Below are 22,515 nucleotides of genomic sequence, written 5' to 3'. Positions count from 1 at the left end.
ATGGAGTTTTTATGAAAAAATTGTTTTCAATTCTTTCAGTAGTAGCATTTGTTCTATTTATGACTGCTTGCGAAGGTCCTGAAGGACCAGCAGGACCACAGGGGCCGGCAGGCAAAGACGGTAAAGACGGCAAAGACGCAAGCGTCGCTTGTGCCGTTTGCCACTCTGACAATGCTACTGCAACGAATCTTGCATTTGCTCAATTTAACTACTCGCTACACAAAACAGGCGAGACTTATGCCTACACAGCTGGTCGTGCTGGCTGTGGTGATTGCCACAATGGAGATGGTTTCCGTAAGATGGCATCAACAAATACTTGGGGACAAGCTGGTATTACAGCGCTTGATTGCAAAACTTGTCACAACATTCACAAAAATCTTGATGAAACAGATTATGCATTAAGAATTACTCAGCCATTTACATTAATTTACAAGGGTTCTGCTGCTGATGGGAATGTAGATTTCAAAACAGGAAATTTGTGTGCTACCTGCCATCAGGCTCGCTCGTATGCAAGAAATAGTCCAAATTTTGATACTTTGACAGCTGCAAGCTCTACTGCAATGTATTCAAGATTTGGACCACACTATGGAACAGTTGCCAATGTATTTGCAGGCAAAGGCTTGAATTTTATCGAAGGTTCTGAAACATATCCAACAGGCAATCCTCATAGTGTTCTTGCGAAAGGTTGTGTAAGCTGCCATATGGGTAGCAATCCGACTGCACCTGCAGCTGGTGGGCATTCATTTAAGATGACAGTTGCTCAAATGAGTACTATTGAATCCTGCAGGAGTTGCCACCCATCGGGTATTCCAACAACTAAGACTAATGAGATCAAAACTTTACTTGCAGAATACCGTCAATTACTCATCGACAAAGGTTTGTTGATTGCTACTGCTGGAAATCCTGGCGATCCAGACTATAATGTTCTTGGAGAATACGCTAAACTCGAAGAAGCAGGCAAAAGAAGAGTTATTCCTCGTTCCGATGGTGATGTATTGTTGAATTATCTATACATTGCAAGAGATCGCTCCAATGGTGCTCATAATCCTGGATTAACACTTGCAATTTTGAAAAATGGGTTAGCTTATTTGAAGAATTAGTTTATTATTTGATGGATGAGGCTGCAAAATTATTTTGCAGCCTTTAATTTTTAATAAAGTAAATGTTAACCATAGTTATATTTTAAATTATTTTTCATTTCACATTTTGTGCAATTTTATGAGAAGTTTATGAAGAAAATTCTGATAACATGTCTAATGTTGTTGATAATATTTGATGTAACAAATGCCCGACCGCAATATTCAATATTGCAATCGTTCGGCACAAAATGTCAAAATTGCCACGTTGCACCGAATATAGGCTTGCAACGTAATATGTCTGGATGGATGTCCTTCAGTGATGTTGCTTTGATTAAACCGGAGGATTTGGGAATAAGTCCAGCTTACGATGCAATTAGAGAAAGTAACGCTTTATTTACTGACGAAGTAACATTCGGGCTTGATTTTCGCTATCAATCAGCTAGATGGCCCACAACTAAAAATAAAATTGTTGTTTATAACAACTTGTTTGATCCAAATATTAAAGATACTATTCCTTATACTGACCCTTACGGAACTAAAAGAGACAATATGTTGATGATATTAACACCATATCTTACAATTACACCGATTGAAGGAGTGATTATAGAGGGATCTTACAATTTAGCTTACGAAATTGAAAATAAAAAGCGGTATCCGGGACAGACACCTTATACCGCAAGCATAATCCTGCATCCATTTGAGAAACTTCCTTCCCTGCGGATTGGAATGGTGCAGGCAACAATTGGAACTGATTGGGACGACCACACAGTAATGACCCGTCAAGTTGTTACTAAGACGCTCACCCCTCCAACAATTCCTTGTGATTATTTTGAATTAGGGGCAATTCTTGATTATGAACCATTTGAATGGGCAGACATTTCATTAGGTGTATTCGATTCGAAAAATTTATCGGAAATGACAAACGGATTTGTAAAAGATAATACTTTATCCGGACTTGCAAAAATTACTTTGCATCCACCTGATTTTGGCACTGGACTGACTTCATTCCTTGGTGCAACACATTTTTTCAATAGCACACTCAAAACAGATGATGGAATATACTTTGGCAATCGTTACTTAACTGCATCAAGTATTTTCTTCCATTTTGGAATGCCAGGCAAATTTGCCGTAATGACAGAATATATGAGAACAGAATTATCTCAGCGGAGAATTACTAGTAATTTTACTCTTGAATTTAATTATCAAGTGATTGAACCTGCTTATGCTTATTTGCGTTTTGAACGTGGTAATACAGAAATGCAAACATCTGGCAATCCAAAATATCATGCTAATAGATATACATTAGGAGCCAAAATATTTCTGTTGCCTTATGTAGCTTTGATCCCTGAATATAAGATTTTTGACCGTGAACATGTTGATAAATTCAATTCTCAGTTTGCATTTCAATTACATATATTCTATTAGGAGGCAAGCGAAATGGAAATAAATAATGATAGAAGAGAATTTTTGATTAAATCAGCAAAAATTGCTGGGATTGGCTTATGCGGTTGTGTTCTAAGCTCGATTTTTACTGCTTGCGACAATGATGGCGAAACTGTAGCTCCACCAGAACAACCCAAACCAGAAAATTATCCACTTCTGAAAATATCCGATTATCCTGCATTAAGTAGTGTTGGTGGAATAATAATGACAATCGTGCGAGACAAAAACAATAAACCAGTAAATAATGGTAATCCTTTAATTATTTTCAGGATTGAACAAAATAAATTTGTTGTTCTTGATTCAATTTGTAGACATGCTGGTGCGCAAGTACTTCTACCAAGTTCTCCTGGTGGAGACATATATTGCCCTGCTCATAGTGCTAAATTTTCTTCTTCAGACGGACTGTTAAAAGATAAAGGGACTGCTTCGGGTGATGTTCCTCCATTATTAAAATATAATTCTGTGTTTGATCCTGTTAATAATACTTTAACTATTGCAATATAAAGATGAAACTAATTTATAATATATTCGTTACTTTTGTATATAGAATATTTTTTCATAAGGAGGTTTTATGAAGATCAAGCATTTATTTTTAGCAGTTGTAGCAATTGCCTTTATTGCAGCTGCATCTTTCAATGCATCGGTAAATGCAGAAGAAGCAAAAGATGGCAAAACAATTTTTACCGAACAAAAATGCGATATGTGTCATTCGATCAATTCTCTTGGAATTGCTTCCAAGAAAAAATCAGGAGCAATTGACTTGTCAAATGCTTCTGTTGAAGGCAATGCAGAATTCTTTGCAAAATATTTGAAAAAAGAAACTGATTTAAAAGGTAAAAAGCATCCTGCTCAGTTCAAAGGCAGCGATGAAGAATTAAATATTATAAGTGAGTGGTTGACTACTCTAAAAACTGAATAATTTTATCTAGTAGGTAGCAATTTATTGCTACCTACTTTTTTCAATATGTAAAACTTCTTATGATAAAATTATGTACAGATATTTGCCGCTATTATTAGTTTTTTTCTACATAGTATCTTTTAGTGTACAAAATTCTAATTCTCAGTCTAACGATGACTGTTTGAGCTGTCATAGCGATCCCGATATTTATATGGAAAAAAATGGCCGTAAGGTTAAACTGCACGTAAGAAAATTCGAGATTGCTCGTTCTGTACACTCAAAAATGCTATGTATAAATTGCCACGTTGGTTTTAAAGCAGATGATATTCCTCACAAAGAAGGTGATTTGAGTGTCAATTGTGCAAATTGCCACTCGAATTTAAAAGGAAAGCATCCTTGGCATCCATCTATGGCAAAAGCAACTGGAAGCAAGGGCGGTGCAGATATTAATTGCGTAGGTTGCCATGGCTCTCACAATATTCAGAGTCCCAGCGATCCTAATTCTCCTTTACATTTTACTAATTCTACTGAATTTTGTGGTAAATGTCATTCCGACATAAAAAAAGACCATTTGCGATCTGAACACTCAATCCAGTATGTTGCTCACAATCCTAATGCTCCAACTTGCATCTATTGCCACAAACAACCAATAACAAAAGGAAATCAAATTTCTGAATTAGAAAAAAAATTAAATCAAGAAAAATTATGTTTATCTTGTCACCTTCACATTACTTCTATATCGAGCCAATATGCAAACTCACTAATTAATTATGAAAAAAGTGTTCACGGTTCTGCTTTATTAGCTGGGAATACGAAGGCTGCTATGTGTGTTGACTGTCACGGTACCCATAAACTTCAAAAAGCTTCTAATCCAGAATCTCGAATAAACCATTTTAATATTCATAATGTATGTAATTCCTGTCATAGTGAAGTTTCAACTGAGTATATTGAAAGTGTTCATGGCAAATCTCTATTAAGTCGAAATTCAGATGCGCCAAACTGTACTTATTGCCACGGTGAACATAATATTCAGCACGTTCCAGATATCCCAAGTGCAGTTTTTACAAAATCAGGTATGAAATTCAATGTTGTAGTCAATAATAAAATGGTTTATTGTGTTGCTTGTCACGCTAACGAAGAAATGATGAGCAAATATGGTATTGCTACAGTTGATAAAGCTCATCGTTGGTTACCACGTATCAGTTCTCATTGGGATAGAGTTCGTTGTATTGACTGTCATTCTTCAATTGAACCGCCTAACCGTTCTCACGATATTTTGCCACCAGAAAAAACAGTCAAGAGATGTGAAACTTGCCATTCTATGAATTCAATGCTTATGAACACATTATATCGCCATCAGAAATCTCTTTCACGTGAGAAATACGGTTTTATCAATGGAACTATTCTTTCTGATGCATACGTAATTGGTGTTACAAGAAACTTATATCTAAATATGGTAAGTATTGCTATTTTTGTGCTTACTTTATTGGGAATTATTATTCACGCTTCACTTCGAGCTTATTTTAGTATAAAACGAAAACAAATTACGGAGAAAAAAGTATGAGTAATGTTCGAAAAGTATATATGTACCCACGTTGGTTGCGTTTTTGGCATTGGATAAATGCAATTTTGTTCTTTCTACTGATATTATCTGGTGTCAGTATGCAGTATTCCGATACAAGTTCACTACTGATGCCATTCGAATACGCAATTGTTACTCATAATGTTTGCGGTATATTGCTTTCGGCTGTTTTTCTTTACTATTTATTTTTTAATATTAAAACAAGAAATTATAAGCAATATATACCACAATTACGTGGTGCTAAAGAGATGTATTTAAAACAAATGCGTTATTATTTAGTGGGTGTTTTCAAGGGTGAACCTCATCCTTTCGAAACCACTCCAGAAAATAAATTTAATCCTCTTCAAAAACTTACTTATTTTTTGATTATGTTTTTAGCTGTCCCGGGAATTATTATCTCTGGCTGGCTACTTATGTTTCCAGAACTTGCTCCTGAACAAATTATGGGTATGGGTGGTGTTTGGCCAATGGCACTGCTCCACATTACAATTGGTTTCTTTTTGAATTTGTTTTTTATTGGGCATATTTACCTTGCCACACACGGTGATACTGTTACTGCAAATTTCAAATCTATGATAAATGGCTGGCATTTGCATATCGAGCATAATAATCAATATAATGTTTCTAATTCTGAAATTTCTGATGAAGATGCACCTGAACAATCGGGTAATTCATCGGTTGATATTTCCAAGCAAGAATCGAATAACAATGAAAATAAAATTGAAGTAATAAATAACAACTTAAAATAACAACAAAAGGGATGTTTTTATGTACTCAACAATTAATGAATTTATAGCCGACTGGACACAAGAAAGCTCTGCAACTATTAAACTTTTTCAATTGATAACAGACAAATCTTTAAATCAAAAGGTATATCATGAAGGGCGTACTCTTGGCACAATTGTGTGGCACATTGTTTTTACAGTTGGAGAAATGATGAGTGCTGCGGGAATTCAACTTCCAGATTTTGACTTGCAAGAAAAAATACCTTCCAACATTAATGCTATGATTGACAAATACAAGAAGTACTCAGATTCATTAATCGAAACAATTAAGAATTTTGATAATAGTAAATTAAATGAAGAATATAATGTTTATGGTGAAAATTGGAAGTTTAAAGAATTATTGAAAGGCTTAGTATATCATCAAATACATCATCGTGGGCAACTTACAGTATTGATGCGGCAAGCTGGGCTACCTGTAACCGGTATTTATGGACCATCAAAAGAAGAATGGAAACAATTTGGAATGGAAGCTCCGGAATAATTTTCACTTTGTTTTTTATAAGAAATGTTTTATTTTTGTACTCCATTTATTGCGGAAGTGGTGAAATTGGTAGACACGCCATCTTGAGGGGGTGGTGCTCCACGAGCGTAGGGGTTCAAGTCCCCTCTTCCGCACAAAAAAAGCGTCTTTAAAGACGTTTTTTTGTTAATATTTTGAAAATTAGTGCCTAAAATTCAAAACTAACTCCAATGCTTGGCAGCACTCCTATCGAACGACCATATTCTACTTTATTTTCTTTACTATTCCAACGCATATTAGAAACATTTTTTCTTCCATAGATGTTTTGGATATCTAAATAAGTAATTAATGTATATTTTGTGAAATTCCAACGTTTATCAGCGCGGAAATCTAAAGCATGGAATATAGACAAACGCTTTCCTAAATTATAATTCTCCCAATCTCTTAGACCGCTTGGTAAAAATGCGGTGGTTGGTTGTCCTGATGCTATTCGAAACTTAGAACTTAATTCCCATTCTTGATTTATTCTATATCCTGCTGCAACATTTAAAATCACTCTGCTATCGTAGTTGCTTGGACGGTATCCACCTTTGAGAGACTTGAATTTACTCTCACTCAAAGTGAAGCTTAGCAATCCATATAGTGGAAGTTCACTTAATTTTTTCTGGATAAAAATTTCAAAGCCTCTTGAATATCCTTTGCCTTGACTAACCAAAGGTTCGAGACCGAATGGAATATCATTGCTAATATCATCAAATCCTGTTGGTGCAAGAACAGCATAAGGCCTCCACAAACGTGCCGGATAATTGGAATACCATTTGTGATAGACTTCAACTTGTACTTTTACATCTTCAAGCGGTGTATGGTCGTAAGCAAGAACTACTTGGTCTGATTGTATAGCTTTAAGTTGCCCGTTTTGCGGTGCTCCAATAAGCCAAATTTTAGATGGGGATTGGAAATATCTACCACCGCTTACACTTATTGCTGAGACAGGATTTATCTGATAAAAGACAGAAATTCGAGGAGAAAACAGCCATTTTTTTTCTACATAATTAATATATTCTAATCGTCCGCCTAATGTTAATTTGTGCTGTCCAATTCCTTGTGTGTAGCTAAAATAAGAAGAATTTTGGTAAGTTTTGAAAGTTGTGTCAATTGATAATTCTTGTGGAATTCCATTTTCATCTGTTCTGAAAAATCCAGCAACAAAGACGTCATATTTCAATTTTGTTGCCCATTTAAGTTGATTTCCAAAAGTAATCTGTCCGGTATTTGTTACCATTAAATCAACGTCCGTTCTTAATGATGTTTCAGCTTCGCGCGAATCATTTTGTAAAATTTTGTTCAAATTTATATCATTTTGAAACGTTGAATAATCAGTCAAAGTTTGTCCCAATGTTACAGTGGAAAATCCATTTTCAAATAAGTGTTTCCAAGTAAGACCAGAAAAATACTGTTTTTGAGTAGGAACTGCAACACGACTATTTTCAAATCTATTTTCTTCATCATCGTTATTCAATTTTACAGATCCAATTGCACCAATTGTTAAAAAAGATAGAGTATTAGAACTATTTAACCTTTGATTAAATTTAGCGTGAAAATCCCAATATTCTGGAATGAATGCAAAGCCAGCTGCCTCAAATATGAAATCAAGATATGAACGCCTCGCACTAAATAGAAATGACCCGTTTTCGTTTGTTGGCCCTTCTAAATTTAATCCAAATCCTGTCGCAGATAATGTTGCCTTTCCTCCAAATTGATTTTCATTTCCATTTCTTAAACTAATGTTAGTTATCGACGATACTTTGTCGCCATATTTTGCACCAAATGCACCAGCAGAAAATGATACTTCTCGAATAAAATCAATATTTATTATTGATAATGGCCCCCCGCCAGTTCCTTGCGAACCAAAATGATTTATATTCGGAACTTCAATATTATCAACAACATAAAGATTTTCGAATGGTGCTCCGCCACGCACTATTAAATCATTTCTACCTGCTGAAGTAATTGCCACACCAGGCAATAATTGAGTTGCCCGCAAAACATCTTCCTGAACACCCGGTGCTCGCCGAATATCTTCCGAATTTAGTGTCTGCGTGCTTGTAACTGTTTCTGCTTTTTTTATAAAGTAGCTCGAACGTACTTCTGCACCCTCGAGTCGAATGACACTTTCAGTTAGGTAGATTTCTAAATTTACTATTTTACCAGAGGTAATGCTTGTATTAGCATTTACATAAGTTTCATATCCAACGTAACTAAACTGTAGTGCATAAATACCAGGTGGTATATTACTAATTGTAAATGTGCCATTTCCACGAGTTATTGCTCCTAAATTTGTTCCAAGAACCCTAACAGTTACTCCAACAAGAGGTTTTTCATTCATTCGTGATAATACTCGTCCTGAAAGTGTTCCTGTTGGCTGCTGGTTTGCTGATGTATTATTAGTTAAAATGAAGAGAGTTAGCGCAAGAAATAAAATTATGTTTTTCATAAAAATACAATTTAATGTTAGACATTTATTTAATTGTTTAATGGTGACGAATGAAAAATACGAAAATTTTAATCGCATCTAAAAAAATATTTAGCATCACTAAATTAATAAATAATTTTTGGGGTTGCTTTATATTGCTTAATTTTGCGTTGATTTATTGTTGATACGGTAAATAAATGAATAATATTAATAGATTGGAAACTGAAAACATTGATTCACTGATTTGGAAGTTCTCACTCCCTGCAATTGTTGGAATGGTTGCTAATGCTTCATATAATGTTGTCGATAGGATTTTTGTTGGTCAAGGGGTTGGTTCTAACGCTATTTCTGCAATTACAATGACATTTCCATTGCTAATGTTCACTTTTTCTTTTGCTATGTTATTTGGGATTGGAGCAGGTGCTGTTGTTTCTCTAAAGCTTGGTGAAAAGCAGAAAAATATGGCAGAAAAAGCTTTGGGAAATGCTGTTTTTTTAAGTATTTCGACTTCGTTAGTATTATCATTTCTATATTATTTCTTCCTTGAACTAATTATGCGATTTCTGGGGGCTAAGGGAGAAATTCTTACGCTTTCAGCAGACTATCTTCGAATTGTAATTTGGGGGATAATATTCCAAATAGTGGCTTTTGTCTTAAATGCAATTATTCGCGGAGAAGGGAATCCAAGAATAGCAATGTTTACGATGATTATTGGAGCGATCGGCAATATGATTTTAGATCCAATTTTTATTTTTGGGTTTCGCTGGGGAATAAAAGGCGCGGCTTTTGCGACTGTTCTTGCTCAAATTATTTCTGCGATTTGGGTATTGGTTTATTTCTTGAACCAAAAGAGCTATCTAAAACTCTACTTTAAAAATATTCATCTTGATAAAACTATTTCTAAACAAATAGTCGGGATTGGTTTTTCTCCTTTTATTATGCACATTGCTTCAAGTGGAATATTTATTTTGTTAAATAGTAGTTTTCTCTATTATGGTGGTTCTACTGCTGTTGCAGCTATGGGAATTATCAATAGTACCGTTATGTTTATTTTAATGCCAGTATTTGGCTTAAATCAAGGTATTCAACCAATAATTGGCTATAATTACGGTGCTAAGCAATTTACAAGAGTTAAGAAACTACTTTCACGTGGAATTATGTATGCTTCTATTGTTTGCTTTGCTGGATTTGTTTTGTTAATTTCATTTCCAAATGATGTGATTAAACTTTTTTCTTCTAATGATTTGAAATTATTGGAAGTTGGGAGGCATGGGCTTACAATTTATGTTTTATCGCTGCCTATTATTGGATTTCAGGTGATTTTAGGTGCATACTTCCAAGCTATTGGTAAGCCGTTGAAATCTATTATACTTACATTAACAAGGCAAATTATTTTTATCATACCTCTTGTGCTTATTTTGCCGCATTTTTTAGGGTTGGATGGACTTTGGGCATTCGCACCATTCGCTGATTACCTTGCAGCTGTGCTTGCTCTAATTTTCCTTATTTATGAGCTTAACAATCTTAAAAATAAATCGCTTCTAATTATTAATAAGTAAAAAGGGACGCTATCGAAAATGCGCGTCCCTTTTCTTTTCTATTAGTGTTTTTATCCTAACTTGCTTCCCAATTGCTTTGCTCGATTCCTTGATAGTTGTCTCATAGGCATATTAGAACTGTATTCGTCCACTTTGAATTGTCTCATCAAATCTGCCAATTGGTTGGTCATCTTAGCGAGCTCCTCGGCTGTATGTGCAACATCCTCTACACGTTTAGCCGATTCAGAAGTAACCTGAGAAATAGAAGTAACATTCTTCGAAATCTGTTCGCTTGTTGCCGATTGTTCTTCACTTGCAGCTGCTATTTGGTTAATCATATCAATTACTTCTTGCGTAGAATTAAGTATTTGCTGCAGGGATTGTCCAGCCTTGTCTGCAAGCTCTATTCCACTTGAAACTTCAACCGTTCCTTTATTCATTGCAAGTACAGCTGATTCTGTTTCGCTTTGAATTCCCTTTATCATTATTGCAATTTGTTTTGTGGCTTCAGTTGTGCGTTCGGCAAGTTTGCGAACTTCATCAGCAACTACTGCAAACCCACGTCCTTGCTCTCCAGCTCGTGCTGCTTCGATTGCAGCGTTCAAAGCAAGTAGGTTCGTCTGATCCGCAATGTCGTCTATTACAGAGATAATTTCACCAATTTGTTTGCTTGATTCTCCTAACTTTTCAATATTTTCAGCTGAGTTTTTAACCACCTTTGCAATATCTCTCATTTTGTTGACTGTTTGACTTACAACTTGTCCACCTTCCGAAGCAATCCGGCCATTTTCTTTTGCTACTTCTGCTGTTTTGTTCGCTGCCATTGCATTTTCTGTGATAGTTCGAGACATTTGTTCTACTGCCGACGCTACTTCGTCTGCTTGAGCACTTTGTTCTTGTGATGCTGCTGCCAAACCTTCAGCTGTTGCAGAAATTTCGGTTGCTGAACTTGCTGTATTATCAACCAGTTCATTCACTTGTTGGATTAGTCCACTTAACGAATCAGCCAGCATATTGATATCTTGTTTTAGCTTTGCAAGGTCGCCACGATAATCACCAAGCATTCGAACAGTCAAATCTCCTGTTGCCATTATCCCAAGCACTTGGCTTGCTTCTTTTATTGGTTCTATTACAGCATCCAGAGTATCGTTTACACCTTGCACAATTTTACAAAAATCACCTTGATGCTTGGATGCATCTGCTCGAGTGTCGAGACGCCCTTCAACCGCTGCTTTTGAGAGCATCATAGCATCTGAAATTAATAAATTAATAGCATCTATGCAGGTGTTTAGATTAATTTTAATTTCATTGAAATCACCTTTGTATTCATCAGTGATTTTAGGAGGAATATCACCTTTGGAGATACGGTCAACGTATTCAGCAGCAACATTGAGAGGTCCAATAACTGCATTAAGAGTGTCGTTTACACCTTGAACAATTTTACGAAAATCACCTTGATGTTTAGATGCATCAGCACGAGTATCTAATTTGCCTTCAATCGCTGCAAGAACTAACATATTAGCGTCAGAAACAAGAAGATTGACAGCATCAATACAAGTATTCAAATTATTCTTAATTTCATTGAAATCACCTTTGTATTCATCAGTGATTTTAGGAGGAATATCACCTTTGGAGATACGGTCAACATATTCAGCAGCAACATTGAGCGGCCCAATTATTGCGTCCAGCGTTGAATTGAACCCCAAAACAAGTTCTTTAAAATCGCCTTGATATTTCATAGCATCAGCACGATAATCAAGCTTGCCGTCCTTTGCCATTTTCACTGAATTGTTTATTTCATTAATAATAGTCTTAATTGTACCAGCCATTCCTTTCATTGCAGTCAAAAGAACAGCTGTTTCGTCTTTGCCTTTTACTTCTATATGTACATTTGTATTACCTCGTGCAATTTCTTCGGCTACTTTAACACCAACATTAAGTGGCTTTGTAATACCACGAGTAACAACCACAGCTAAAACAATTGCCAATATTACTGCGATTATTCCCAAAACAATCAGCATGGTAAATTGGGAGTTGTATGTTTCTGCTGCTTCAGTTGAGGATTTATTAAACATATCTGTATAGTATGTTATTATTTCAGTTATTTTATCCATATATTCAGTTTGATATTGTCTAAATTCACCAAATAAATAATCAACTGCTTCTTGTTTTTTTTCGGAGTTAATGAGTTCGAACAACTTTTCTCTTCCTTTTATATATTGAGATCTAATTTCTTTTAATTCTTCAATCATTTTTCTTTCTTGTTCAGTTTTTGCATTGATTCTAAGAGAATCCATATTAGATATTACAATAGAAGCAACTCCTTTTGCTCTTTCAATTTGCTTCTCTTTTTCTTTTGGATCGTTTGTAAGCATCGCATCTCTAAATGCTCGTGCGTTTTCATTGAGTGCATCTATTATATTATTAGCCCATACGGTCTTAGGGAATCTGTCTTTAGCTAAATCTTGGATAGATTGATTTAATGTTGAGGTTGCATTAATTCCCATATAAATAACAATAATCATAATACCAGTAAGTATAGCGAACGCAATACCTAATTTCATACCAATTTTCATAACATAACTCCTATATTAACTATTATTAGAAATGTTTTCTAAAACATTTAAATCATCGCCCGAGAGAACTTTTTCTAAATCAAGCAAGATAAGGAGGCGATCGTCAAGCTTTCCAACTGCTGTTATATATTCAGAATCGATACCAGCAACCATTGGAGGAGGTGGTTCGGTAATAGAACTACTGATACGAAGAACTTCATTAACACTGTCAACAATGAAACCTATCACACGTTTCCCAATTTCTACAACAATTATTCGAGTAGCTTTATCAGGTTCTTTAGGAGGAAAGCCTAATCTTTTCCTTAAATTAACAACAGGTATTACTTGCCCACGAAGGTTAATAATTCCTTCGACAAATGCAGGCGTGTTAGGCACACGTGTAATATTCATCATACGGTTGATTCCCTGAATATTCAGAATATCGACCGCAAACTCTTCTTCCTCAATATGAAAAGAAACTAATTGAAGAAGTTGGGATTGCGAAGTATCGGAAACAGCGTCTTTTTTCAACTCCATAAATAGCCTCAAAAAATGTTGGAATAAAATGTAATCTAAATAATATTATCGTAATAAACTAAAAAAAATTGAGGGAATTTTTTAAGAAATATATTGTGTTATCAATTCTTTAATATCAAAGAATGGTTCAAGTCATGTTAAGTCATTTAAAATCAAAAGTTCGATTAACCTGAAAAATGAATAACTTTTAACTGATTGTTAAGAAAAATAATGATGTTTCAAAAAAATAAACTACAACCTATATGTTTGATTAAAAATAAATCATTAATTAATAATATTAAATTTTTTTATTAGATATAAATTAAGTTATTAAGATACAACAATTTGATTGTTAGATGGAACTAATTAATTATTGAAAAATTTTAATCTAAAATGAAAAAAATATTTGGAAAATATCATAAAAAGTCGTAAAATAATTGAGAATTATTTATCGATTTTATGAAAGTTCCTAAAATAAATACAAAATTCTTTAATTAACTATATATGAATAAAAAATGAAGATTTTACTTAATTGTACCACTTTTTATTTAGGAGTTTTATGAAAGATACTTCTTTGTTGGTAAGTGAACTTGTTGCTCGGTATGGCAATAAACGAGAGAGTCTATTGCCGATTTTGCAAGGTATATTCGATGAGCAACGTTATGTTTCTGACGAGGCGATGGTAGAAATTGCACGTCATCTTGATATTTCAAGTGCAGAAGTATATGGCAAAGCAACATTCTATCATTTTCTCTCAACCAAACCACTCGGAAAATATGTAATCAGAGTGTGTAAAACAATTGTTTGTGATATGAAGAACAAGAAAGAAATTGTAGCGACACTCGAAAATTTATTGAAAATCAAGATGGGGGAGACCACCAACAATCGCAAGTTTTCCTTGCTATATACTAATTGTCTTGGTTGGTGCCACAAAGCTCCAGCTATGCTCGTTAATGACGACGTTTATACAGAGCTTACCCCTGATAAAGTTCGTGATATAATAACAATGTATAAAAATAAATAGAGGTAATTATGCCAGACAGATTAAGAAAACTCGATATGATTCTTGGCTCCTACACAACTGAAAAATATAAAGTACTCGAAAAAACACTGAAAAGGAGCAATGAAGAAATTATTAAAGATTTAATCGATTCGGGACTTAAAGGTCGTGGTGGCGCTGGTTTCCCAACGGGACTAAAATGGAGATTGGCTGCTGCTGCTCCTGGTGACGAAAAATATGTAATTTGCAATGCCGACGAAGGAGAACCCGGGACATTCAAGGATCGTGAAATCTTGGATTGTGTCCCTCGCAAGGTGCTTTCTGCTATGGCTATTTGCGGTAGAGTCGTAGGTGCCAAAAAAGGATATATTTATCTTCGTGGTGAATATAAATTTTTAGTTCCAAAACTTCAAGCTGAAATTGATTTATTTCATCAAGTTGCAAAACAATTTAATCTTGATTTTAGAATTGAAATTTTCCTTGGTAGTGGAGCTTATGTATGTGGTGAAGAAACAGCATTAATTCAATCAATGGAAGGAAAACGTGGTGAACCTCGAAATAAGCCGCCATTCCCAACCCAATCTGGCTTCAAAAATATGCCAACTGTTGTAAATAATGTAGAAACTCTTGCCTCGGCACTGATGGTTTTCAAAATTGGCCCCGAAGAATTCAAGAAGCTTGGTATTCAAGATTCGCATGGTTCCAAATTGTTTTCCGTTTCAGGGGATACACCTAAGCCTGGTATTTATGATCTTGAATTTGGTCTTTCGCTTGCGGAGTTTGTAGAAGAATTTGGCGACGGCGATACGAAAGCGGTGCAAGTTGGTGGAGCTTCTGGTTTTTGTGTTCCCCGTAAAAAGTTTGCAGAAACAACTATTGGTTTTCAGGGTGGACTTGTTGGCGATTCACTTCCTACAGGTGGCTCGATGATGTTGTTTAACAGTTCACGCTCTATGTATAATGTTTTAAAAAATTATTTAGACTTCTTTGCAGAAGAATCTTGTGGACAGTGCACTCCATGCCGTATTGGTTGCCAGCAGCTAAAAATTGGTATTGATGCTGTCAAGCGTGGAATTAAGCCTCCAGAATATCTCGATCAATTGCTGAAGCTTACAGATACAATGAAAATAACTGCTAAATGCGGTCTTGGTCAATCAGTTGCAAATTCTTTCTCATCGATTGTAACTAATTTTATTGAAGAAATGATTTATTAAAATCAGGGAAAAAATATGGAAAAATTTCTTAATGTAAATATTGATGGTATTGATGTCATTGTAGAAGAAGGGACATCGATTCTTGATGCAGCAAAGAAAGTAAATATATATATTCCGACACTTTGCTATCACGAGGACCTTTGCATAGCGGGTAACTGCCGCATATGTGTTGTAGAAGTTGTCGGTCAACGAACTCTTGCTGCGGCTTGTGCTACTCCTGTTACAAATGGAATGGTTATTAAAACAAATTCACCGAAAGTGCGAAATGCAAGAAAAGATTTAGTTGCTTTGCTTGTTTCCGAACATAATACTCAATGTACTACTTGCTATCGAAGCACTAACTGTGAATTGCAAGCATTGGCGAACGAGTTTAATATTGATAATAACCGTTATATTACTTTATCTCACGCTGACTCAGTGATAGATAGATCTTCCTGGTCGATAGAAAAAGACGATAGCAAATGTGTTCGCTGTCAACGATGCGTACGAACTTGTGCAGAATTGCAGCACGTAAATGCAATTACTGTTGCTCATCGTGGTGAGCATATGAAAATTTCCACATTTATGGAGTTACCTCTTGCAGAAGTTGTTTGCGTAAATTGTGGACAATGCGTTATTCACTGTCCGACAGCAGCTCTTACAGAGCGTCGTTATTTTGATTATATTTGGGAAGCTATCGGGGACGCGAAAAAGCATGTTATTATCAATACAGCACCATCTGTTCGCGTAGCTATTGGCGAAACATTAGGGTATCCACCAGGTACTCGTGTTACTGGCAAAATGGTTACAGCTCTAAAGAAAATGGGTTTCGATTCTGTGCTTGATACTAATTTTACAGCAGACTTGACAATTATCGAAGAAGGAACTGAGCTATTACACCGGCTTCGCAAGGCATTGCTCGAAAAAGAAAAGGTGGCTTTGCCTATGATTACATCTTGCTCCCCCGGCTGGGTAAAATTCATCGAACATATGTACCCAGATCATTTAGAGCATCTTTCCACTTGCAAATCTCCACAGCAAATGTTTGGTGCTCTTGCTAAAACTTACTATGCTGAAAAAATGGGATTAGATCCAAAAGATATAGTTTGTGTTGCAGCTATGCCTTGTGCTGCCAAAAAATACGAAGCAAATCGCCCTGAAATGAAGGATAGCGGCTATCAAGATGTTGATGCTGGGCTTACTACTCGCGAACTTGGACTAATGATAAAGCAATCAGGTTTGAACTTTGCAGAACTCGAAGATGGGTACTTTGACACACTTATGGGCAAATCAACTGGTGCTGCTGTACTTTTTGGTGCTACCGGAGGCGTTATGGAAGCAGCTTTGAGAACTGTTTATGAAATTGTAACAGGGTGCGAATTACCTTTTGAAAATCTTAATTTTACTCCAGCTCGTGGTTTAGGTAAAATCAAAGAGGCAACGATTCCACTTGAAGAGTGTAAAGAGGAGTGGGCATTTCTTAATGGAGTGCAACTTAAAGTTGCAATCGCTCACGGCTTAACTAATGCCCGAATAATTATGGATCAAGTCAAATCAGGAACATCACCATATCATTTTATTGAGATTATGGCTTGTCCTGGTGGGTGCATAGGTGGCGGTGGGCAACCAATACCTACAAACGATGAAATTCGTAAAAGACGTATCGCTGCTATCTATGCGGAAGATGAAGGTATGCCTATTCGCAAATCTCACGAAAACCCAGAAATAAAACTTCTCTACGAAGAATTTATTCCCGATGGTCCATTAAGCAAAAAATCACACAAATTATTGCACACTCACTATACAAAACGAAACAGGTATTAGTTGATTTTCAAAACGTTAATAATAAAAAATAAAAGAGGCTGATGAGCAAATCATACAGCCTCTTTTTTAATACTTATTATCTAAATCTTAAATTGCAGCACTAACCAATTCGTAATCAAGCAATTTTAATATATCAGGAGAGATTTTTAGAATAAATCCGCGTTTTCCACCATTAATATATATGCAATCCAGTTGCATTATGCTTTCTTCAATATAAGTTTTCATTTTTCGCTTTGTACCAAATGGACTTGTTCCGCCGAACAAATATCCAGTATATTTTATGGCATTTTCAGCTTTTGCTGGTTCAACTTTTTTCACACCCAATAACCTTGCTAAATTTTTGGTAGAAACTTCTTTATCTCCGTGCATCAAAACAACAATTGGTTGTCCGTCAGCTTCCATAATTAATGTCTTAATTACTTTATGTTCATCTACTTTAAGTTCTTCTGCTGTTTGTCGAGTACCACCTTTTTCCTGATATTCATATTCAAATGGTTCAAAATCAATATTCTTTTCACGTAAAAAACGGATTGCAGGAGTTACAGGATAATCTTTTTGAGCCATAATACCTCCTAATCAGATAAATTGTCAAGTGAACGTCTTTTTACGACGACGATAGTTTTGTCATCATTATATTTGGAATTTACATTGAATTTTTGAACGTGTTCTATTATCATATAAGCAATATGTTTTGCTGATTCATCTTTATATTTCTTTACAATTTCGCAAATTCTATTTTCACCAAAAATACTACCATTTTGATCCATAGCTTCTGATATGCCATCAGTATAGAGAATAAGAACATCATTTGGTTTCATTCTAATATTTTCAACGCTAAAAGATTGTTCACGAATTAACCCAAGCAATCCTCCTGTTGGCTTTAGAAATCTAAAGCTTTCATCTTCATATCTAAAATGAATTGGAGCACAATGTCCTGCATTTGCATATAATACCAATCTATTAGATGATAGAGTAAGTTCACAATAGAACAACGTTACAAATCTCTCATATGGGAAAGTATCGAAAATTAATGTATTTAATCTACTCAGAAGTGAAGAAATTTTGGGAGAAAAAGACTGTGCCATCCTTATTGCACCCGAGACAAACAGCGCTTGAATTGCAGCAGGTAGTCCTTTGCTAGCTGCATCACTAATTACAATACCTATTCTGTCCTCTTCATCGCTTTTATTTCTAAGATAATCAAAAAAATCTCCACCTACTTCACTATCAGGTATGCAAACGCCAAAAATATCAAAGTCGTGAAATTCTACATTATGCGGTGGTAGCAAACTGCGTTGAATTTCTGAGGCTTTATTAATATCTCGTTGTATTTTTTTCTGTATTTCGTTGTATGCTAAATCGCGAAGTTTAACAGTTGCAACTGAACTTATTACGTTCAAGGTTTCGTAAAATGATTGAAGAATGTGTTCCGCATTAAATCCGAGAACATATTTGAAATAATAATGCTGACCAATTCTGATTAAATCGCCCACTGCTGCAACTGAATAAATATCAATCCCTTTTTGCTTTAATAACTGATCAGTTTCCTGATGTAATGATGTTCTTTTGTGGTATAATTCTGAAAGTACGGGATAATCTTCAATAGCAAGTTTATAATTTGTAGGTATTTTACTCAATTTCCCATACTGGTATCGTAATTCATAACACTTTTCCTGAGCGTTTAATTCCCATACACGTCCGCCAATTATTTCAAATTCCTCGTGGCGAACGATTTCTTTGACTAATGTCTTTAAAAAGGAAAGCTCATTTCGAAAATTACCCGAAACAAGCTTTTCCACTAACTTATAGACATCTCTTTGGGTTTGATATAATTCCATTATGTTTGTTATTTTTTAATAATATCATCTATTTTTGCACCAGGAACATCTAATTTATTGAAAATCTCTACAATTTCCTCAATTGTTTTTGCCCCAATATCGCCAATGCCATGAACTCGAACGGAAACTGTATTATTTTCAATTTCTTTTTGACCGATAATTAATGCAAAAGGAATTTTTTGTTGTTCGGATTCAGCAATTTTCCTGCTTATTTTTTCTGAACGAACATCAGCAACTGCACGGAAGCCAAATTCTTTTAATTTTGAGGTCAACTCTTCTGCATACTCATATTGGTTTTGACCAATTGGCAAAACACTTACCTGAGTTGGGCACAACCAGAAAGGAAAGTTTCCTGCATAATGTTCAATTAGAATAGAGAAAAAGCGTTCCATAGAACCAAAGGGTGCTCTATGAATAATAACTGGTCTGTGTTTCGAATTATCAGCACCTGTATATTCTAAGTTAAATCTTTCAGGCATTACATAATCGACTTGAACCGTGCCAAGCTGCCATTTTCTGCCTATTGTATCTTTAACAATGAAATCTACTTTCGGACCATAGAAAGATGCTTCACCAACTCCGATAAAATAATCCAAACCCATTTCGTCTGCAACTTCTCGGAGCTCGCGTTCAGCTTTTTCCCAAAGTGAAGTATCGCCTGCATATTTTGATGAAGTTTCGTCTCTGAAAGAAAGACGAGTTGTTACATTCATACCAAAAGTTTTGAATACAAGCTGAGTAAGTTCGATGCAGCTTCTTATTTCATCTTTTAGCTGCTCTTCTGTGCAGTAAATGTGTGCATCATCTTGTGTAAAACCGCGAACACGAGACAAACCATTTAATTCACCTGATTGCTCATATCTATAAACAGTACCGAATTCAGCAAGTCGTAATGGAAGCTCTCGATATGAGCGTGGTTTCAATAGATATATTTGATGATGGTGAGGGCAATTCATTGGCTTGAGCATATATTCTTCTTCTTCTACTTTAATCGGAGCAAATTGCGAATCAGCATAATACGGATAATGTCCAGAAGTCTTGTAAAGTTCAAGGTTCCCTATGTGAGGGGTAATTACCTCAACATATCCGCGTTTTACAAGTTCTTCTTTAATAAACGCTTCTAATTTTCTGCGAATAAATGCGCCTTTTGGCAACCAAACTGGAAGTCCACCGCCAATCATCGGAGTAATCATAAACAGTTCGAGCTCTTTCCCAAGTTTTCTATGATCACGTTTTTCTGCTTCTTCTCTTTGATGTAACCATTCATCAAGCATTGCTTTTTTGGGAAAAGTGATGCCGTAAATTCGTGTCATCATTTTACGGTTAGAATCGCCTTTCCAATATGCACCAGCAATACTATATAATTTGATTGCTTTAATCATTGAAGTATTTGGGATATGTGTGCCTCGGCATAAATCTATAAAATTACCTTGCTTGTAAAAGGTGATTCCATCTTCCTTTAATCCTTCGAGCAATTCTAATTTATATTCATCTCCTGCTTTTTTCCAAAACTCAACTGCTTCATCCCACGCAATTTCAATGCGTTCATAATCAGCGGACCTTTTGGCAAGTTCCGCCATCTTTTGTTCGATTTTAGGCAAATCTTCGATGGTAATTTTCCTATCCCCGAGATCTATATCATAATAAAAACCGTTTTCAATTGAAGGACCAACTCCAAATTTAGCACCTGGAAACAATTTCGATACTGCTTCTGCCATTAAATGTGCGGAACTGTGCCAAAAAATTTCTTTCCCTTCCTCATCATCAAATGTTAATATACGTATGTATGCATTTTCATTAATTTTTCGAGATAAATCATAGGTCTTCCCATTGACAATTATCCCCACTGCATTACGTGCAAGTCCTTCGGAAATAGATTTTGCAATTTCCATACCTGTTGTGCCATCAGGATATTCTCTTATTGTGTTGTCAGGTAGAGTGATTTTCATTGTATTTCCTAAAATATTTTTTCATAAACAACAAAATTATTAAAAAAAAGAATAAAAATATAGACGAAAATAAGTATTAGTTCTTATAATTTTACTAATCAGTTCGGCAAGTCAAAAGATACAACCTATTCCCAATTTGACCAATGGTTTCGTATCTTTTGGTTTTTGAATTGTAGACTGGTGGAAGTATTCTATCGACCATCATTCCAGAGTGCATTTTGCCTGTTTCTAAAAATAGTAAATTCATAGAACTCGACGAGGAAAATGCAATTGTTTTAGAATTAGGTTTCATTGCTAATTTAGTTTGTGGAGCAAGGTTATGTCTAAGATTGTATCTAATTCCGTTAATTGAAATGAAGCAAGCAAAGTCGCATCCAATGAAATAAATATCGTTACCGTTACTTGAAAAATAGGGTGGACTTGTTTCATTACTTGTTGCATACTCGGCAGTATTTACACAAATTAACGGGAAATTATCTTTTTGTGCAAAAAAAGATAATATTGGCAATTCAGGATGGAGCGATAAATAAGATACTAAATCATATTGTCGACTTTCAAGTGGTTCAAAGAAATCATCGGTGATTGTTACCACTATTTGATAATTTGAAAATGTTCCTGCAATAAAAGCGAGCACGGTCCCTTCTGGATTTATTAAAGGCTCTTTGATACTTGCATATGTTCGAGTTATAGGTGCAAAATTCTTATAGACTTGCCAGTTAAGACCATTTCTCGCAGAATAGACAAATCCATCATCTTTCCAAAAGCCTATTGGTATTATTTCATCAAATGTATTGCTCTCTTTTCCATTAATGTTTAGAATATATTTTGTGCCTCTCATGCCTTTGAAAGCAAACTTTGTTGCATCTTGATTTACGTAGAAACTTCCTTGCTTTCCATATACTTCAATTGTTTTATCAGGCAATATAATATATTCCAAATTTGCAATAAAATAAGAATAAGCGAGGTAATTAGAATTATTGGTGAATACAATATTCCCAGAACCTGTCGCATTAAGCTCAATTATGTCTTTTTCTGTAATCAAGTACCAACTGCCCTGATATTCTCCAAAAGCAGCCCAACGCTTACCGTCTTGTGAAAAAATAGGGATAGAAATTTGATTGAACTCTTCGAGTTGCTCACCATTTACAATAAGACGATTGTAATTTGAAAAAGGCTCAGTAATAATCCACCAATTTCCAGTACTATCGATACCGTATTGCTTGACTGTTTCTGAGCCATCCCAGATTTGGTAGTCGAAACAAAGCTGAGCGCTAAGATTAATTGTTGAGAATAATGTTAATAGAATAATTCTTTTCATACAAAGATATTTAACGAAATAGGTAATAAATAGTTTCAAAATAAAGTAATAGTTCATTCGATAT

The 22,515-nt window shown here is 35.2% G+C and carries 18 protein-coding genes and 1 tRNA gene; 12 read left to right on the top strand and 7 right to left on the bottom strand.

The genetic code is table 11. From position 1 onward, the window contains the following. The first annotated feature begins 11 nt into the window (after nucleotides 1–11). The 8 genes from AC6QZF_RS08365 (at nucleotide 12) to AC6QZF_RS08330 (ending at nucleotide 6,402) form a co-directional block, all read left to right on the top strand. The gene (locus AC6QZF_RS08365) at nucleotides 12–1,100 is read left to right on the top strand and encodes a hypothetical protein (RefSeq protein WP_499799427.1); all 1,089 of its coding nucleotides are present in this window, start codon (nucleotides 12–14) and stop codon (nucleotides 1,098–1,100) included. A 129-nt stretch (nucleotides 1,101–1,229) separates the two neighbouring features. Then, nucleotides 1,230–2,504, top strand: a complete 1,275-nt coding sequence (locus AC6QZF_RS08360; protein WP_499799426.1) for a hypothetical protein — start codon at nucleotides 1,230–1,232, stop codon at nucleotides 2,502–2,504. Between the two features lie 12 nt (nucleotides 2,505–2,516). Further along, nucleotides 2,517–3,026 carry a Rieske (2Fe-2S) protein gene (locus tag AC6QZF_RS08355; protein ID WP_499799425.1) on the top strand — a complete coding sequence of 170 codons (510 nt, stop codon included), beginning with the start codon at nucleotides 2,517–2,519 and terminating at the stop codon, nucleotides 3,024–3,026. Nucleotides 3,027–3,093: 67 nt separating this feature from the next. Beyond that, on the top strand, nucleotides 3,094–3,441 hold the full coding sequence (locus tag AC6QZF_RS08350) for a c-type cytochrome (RefSeq protein WP_499799424.1): 348 nt from the start codon (nucleotides 3,094–3,096) through the stop codon (nucleotides 3,439–3,441). A 190-nt stretch (nucleotides 3,442–3,631) separates the two neighbouring features. Then, nucleotides 3,632–4,984, top strand: a complete 1,353-nt coding sequence (locus AC6QZF_RS08345) for a hypothetical protein (RefSeq protein WP_499799423.1) — start codon at nucleotides 3,632–3,634, stop codon at nucleotides 4,982–4,984. Continuing rightward, complete coding sequence (locus AC6QZF_RS08340; RefSeq protein ID WP_499799422.1) at nucleotides 4,981–5,751, top strand: cytochrome b/b6 domain-containing protein; 771 nt, start codon at nucleotides 4,981–4,983, stop codon at nucleotides 5,749–5,751. Before AC6QZF_RS08345 ends, AC6QZF_RS08340 begins: the two co-directional genes overlap by 4 nt. Nucleotides 5,752–5,770: 19 nt before the next feature. Further along, nucleotides 5,771–6,268 carry a DinB family protein gene (locus AC6QZF_RS08335; protein WP_499799421.1) on the top strand — a complete coding sequence of 166 codons (498 nt, stop codon included), beginning with the start codon at nucleotides 5,771–5,773 and terminating at the stop codon, nucleotides 6,266–6,268. A gap of 51 nt (nucleotides 6,269–6,319) precedes the next feature. Continuing rightward, a tRNA-Leu gene (locus AC6QZF_RS08330) sits at nucleotides 6,320–6,402 on the top strand. A gap of 53 nt (nucleotides 6,403–6,455) precedes the next feature. On the opposite strand, the gene AC6QZF_RS08325 is transcribed toward AC6QZF_RS08330, so the two are convergent. Next, nucleotides 6,456–8,741 carry a TonB-dependent receptor gene (locus tag AC6QZF_RS08325; protein WP_499799420.1) on the bottom strand — a complete coding sequence of 762 codons (2,286 nt, stop codon included), beginning with the start codon at nucleotides 8,739–8,741 and terminating at the stop codon, nucleotides 6,456–6,458. Nucleotides 8,742–8,917: 176 nt separating this feature from the next. Here AC6QZF_RS08325 and AC6QZF_RS08320 point away from each other — a divergent pair, with 176 nt between their 5' ends. Continuing rightward, nucleotides 8,918–10,279 carry an MATE family efflux transporter gene (locus AC6QZF_RS08320; RefSeq protein ID WP_499799419.1) on the top strand — a complete coding sequence of 454 codons (1,362 nt, stop codon included), beginning with the start codon at nucleotides 8,918–8,920 and terminating at the stop codon, nucleotides 10,277–10,279. Between the two features lie 50 nt (nucleotides 10,280–10,329). Here AC6QZF_RS08320 and AC6QZF_RS08315 read toward each other — a convergent pair whose 3' ends face one another. Further along, nucleotides 10,330–12,834, bottom strand: a complete 2,505-nt coding sequence (locus AC6QZF_RS08315) for a methyl-accepting chemotaxis protein (RefSeq protein WP_499799418.1) — start codon at nucleotides 12,832–12,834, stop codon at nucleotides 10,330–10,332. 15 nt (nucleotides 12,835–12,849) lie between these two features. Next, nucleotides 12,850–13,350 (bottom strand): chemotaxis protein CheW, encoded by a 501-nt coding sequence (locus tag AC6QZF_RS08310; RefSeq protein ID WP_499799417.1) that lies wholly within the window; start codon nucleotides 13,348–13,350, stop codon nucleotides 12,850–12,852. Between the two features lie 538 nt (nucleotides 13,351–13,888). Between AC6QZF_RS08310 and nuoE the strand changes: the two genes are divergently transcribed. From nuoE to AC6QZF_RS08295, 3 genes are read left to right on the top strand one after another with little or no spacing between them, the layout of a single operon-like run. Next, nucleotides 13,889–14,353, top strand: coding sequence for an NADH-quinone oxidoreductase subunit NuoE (gene nuoE, locus AC6QZF_RS08305; protein ID WP_499799416.1), 465 nt, complete (start codon nucleotides 13,889–13,891; stop codon nucleotides 14,351–14,353). 8 nt (nucleotides 14,354–14,361) lie between these two features. Continuing rightward, entirely contained in the window at nucleotides 14,362–15,543 is a 1,182-nt protein-coding gene (locus AC6QZF_RS08300) for an NADH-ubiquinone oxidoreductase-F iron-sulfur binding region domain-containing protein (RefSeq protein WP_499799415.1), read from the top strand. A 15-nt stretch (nucleotides 15,544–15,558) separates the two neighbouring features. Further along, nucleotides 15,559–17,346 (top strand): NADH-dependent [FeFe] hydrogenase, group A6, encoded by a 1,788-nt coding sequence (locus AC6QZF_RS08295; protein ID WP_499799414.1) that lies wholly within the window; start codon nucleotides 15,559–15,561, stop codon nucleotides 17,344–17,346. 87 nt (nucleotides 17,347–17,433) lie between these two features. Here AC6QZF_RS08295 and ybaK read toward each other — a convergent pair whose 3' ends face one another. The 4 genes from ybaK to AC6QZF_RS08275 form a co-directional block, all read right to left on the bottom strand. Further along, a complete protein-coding gene (gene ybaK, locus AC6QZF_RS08290) occupies nucleotides 17,434–17,910 on the bottom strand; it encodes a Cys-tRNA(Pro) deacylase (RefSeq protein WP_499799413.1) in 477 nt (158 codons plus the stop codon). 8 nt (nucleotides 17,911–17,918) lie between these two features. After that, the gene (locus tag AC6QZF_RS08285) at nucleotides 17,919–19,184 is read right to left on the bottom strand and encodes a PP2C family protein-serine/threonine phosphatase (RefSeq protein WP_499799412.1); all 1,266 of its coding nucleotides are present in this window, start codon (nucleotides 19,182–19,184) and stop codon (nucleotides 17,919–17,921) included. A gap of 8 nt (nucleotides 19,185–19,192) precedes the next feature. After that, on the bottom strand, nucleotides 19,193–21,133 hold the full coding sequence (gene thrS, locus AC6QZF_RS08280; RefSeq protein ID WP_499799411.1) for a threonine--tRNA ligase: 1,941 nt from the start codon (nucleotides 21,131–21,133) through the stop codon (nucleotides 19,193–19,195). Nucleotides 21,134–21,227: 94 nt separating this feature from the next. Further along, nucleotides 21,228–22,451, bottom strand: a complete 1,224-nt coding sequence (locus AC6QZF_RS08275) for a hypothetical protein (protein ID WP_499799410.1) — start codon at nucleotides 22,449–22,451, stop codon at nucleotides 21,228–21,230. Nucleotides 22,452–22,515: the final 64 nt, after the last annotated feature.

This window comes from Eximiradius sp. (assembly GCA_937127445.1).
GTDB lineage: Bacteria > Bacteroidota > Ignavibacteria > Kapaibacteriales > UBA2268 > JAKIZO01.
Note: the sequence above shows the minus strand (reverse complement) of the source record. Positions and strands in the feature narration are given on the sequence as shown.

What these genes read in the sequence shown, in the direction of transcription:
- AC6QZF_RS08365 (WP_499799427.1), top strand. Translation starts at nt 12, where the DNA reads ATGAAAAAATTGTTTTCAATTCTTTCAGTAGTAGCATTTGTTCTATTT.
- AC6QZF_RS08360 (WP_499799426.1), top strand. Translation starts at nt 1,230, where the DNA reads ATGAAGAAAATTCTGATAACATGTCTAATGTTGTTGATAATATTTGAT.
- AC6QZF_RS08355 (WP_499799425.1), top strand. Translation starts at nt 2,517, where the DNA reads ATGGAAATAAATAATGATAGAAGAGAATTTTTGATTAAATCAGCAAAA.
- AC6QZF_RS08350 (WP_499799424.1), top strand. Translation starts at nt 3,094, where the DNA reads ATGAAGATCAAGCATTTATTTTTAGCAGTTGTAGCAATTGCCTTTATT.
- AC6QZF_RS08345 (WP_499799423.1), top strand. Translation starts at nt 3,632, where the DNA reads ATGGAAAAAAATGGCCGTAAGGTTAAACTGCACGTAAGAAAATTCGAG.
- AC6QZF_RS08340 (WP_499799422.1), top strand. Translation starts at nt 4,981, where the DNA reads ATGAGTAATGTTCGAAAAGTATATATGTACCCACGTTGGTTGCGTTTT.
- AC6QZF_RS08335 (WP_499799421.1), top strand. Translation starts at nt 5,771, where the DNA reads ATGTACTCAACAATTAATGAATTTATAGCCGACTGGACACAAGAAAGC.
- AC6QZF_RS08325 (WP_499799420.1), bottom strand. Translation starts at nt 8,741, where the DNA reads ATGAAAAACATAATTTTATTTCTTGCGCTAACTCTCTTCATTTTAACT.
- AC6QZF_RS08320 (WP_499799419.1), top strand. Translation starts at nt 8,918, where the DNA reads ATGAATAATATTAATAGATTGGAAACTGAAAACATTGATTCACTGATT.
- AC6QZF_RS08315 (WP_499799418.1), bottom strand. Translation starts at nt 12,834, where the DNA reads ATGAAAATTGGTATGAAATTAGGTATTGCGTTCGCTATACTTACTGGT.
- AC6QZF_RS08310 (WP_499799417.1), bottom strand. Translation starts at nt 13,350, where the DNA reads ATGGAGTTGAAAAAAGACGCTGTTTCCGATACTTCGCAATCCCAACTT.
- nuoE (WP_499799416.1), top strand. Translation starts at nt 13,889, where the DNA reads ATGAAAGATACTTCTTTGTTGGTAAGTGAACTTGTTGCTCGGTATGGC.
- AC6QZF_RS08300 (WP_499799415.1), top strand. Translation starts at nt 14,362, where the DNA reads ATGCCAGACAGATTAAGAAAACTCGATATGATTCTTGGCTCCTACACA.
- AC6QZF_RS08295 (WP_499799414.1), top strand. Translation starts at nt 15,559, where the DNA reads ATGGAAAAATTTCTTAATGTAAATATTGATGGTATTGATGTCATTGTA.
- ybaK (WP_499799413.1), bottom strand. Translation starts at nt 17,910, where the DNA reads ATGGCTCAAAAAGATTATCCTGTAACTCCTGCAATCCGTTTTTTACGT.
- AC6QZF_RS08285 (WP_499799412.1), bottom strand. Translation starts at nt 19,184, where the DNA reads ATGGAATTATATCAAACCCAAAGAGATGTCTATAAGTTAGTGGAAAAG.
- thrS (WP_499799411.1), bottom strand. Translation starts at nt 21,133, where the DNA reads ATGAAAATCACTCTACCTGACAACACAATAAGAGAATATCCTGATGGC.
- AC6QZF_RS08275 (WP_499799410.1), bottom strand. Translation starts at nt 22,451, where the DNA reads ATGAAAAGAATTATTCTATTAACATTATTCTCAACAATTAATCTTAGC.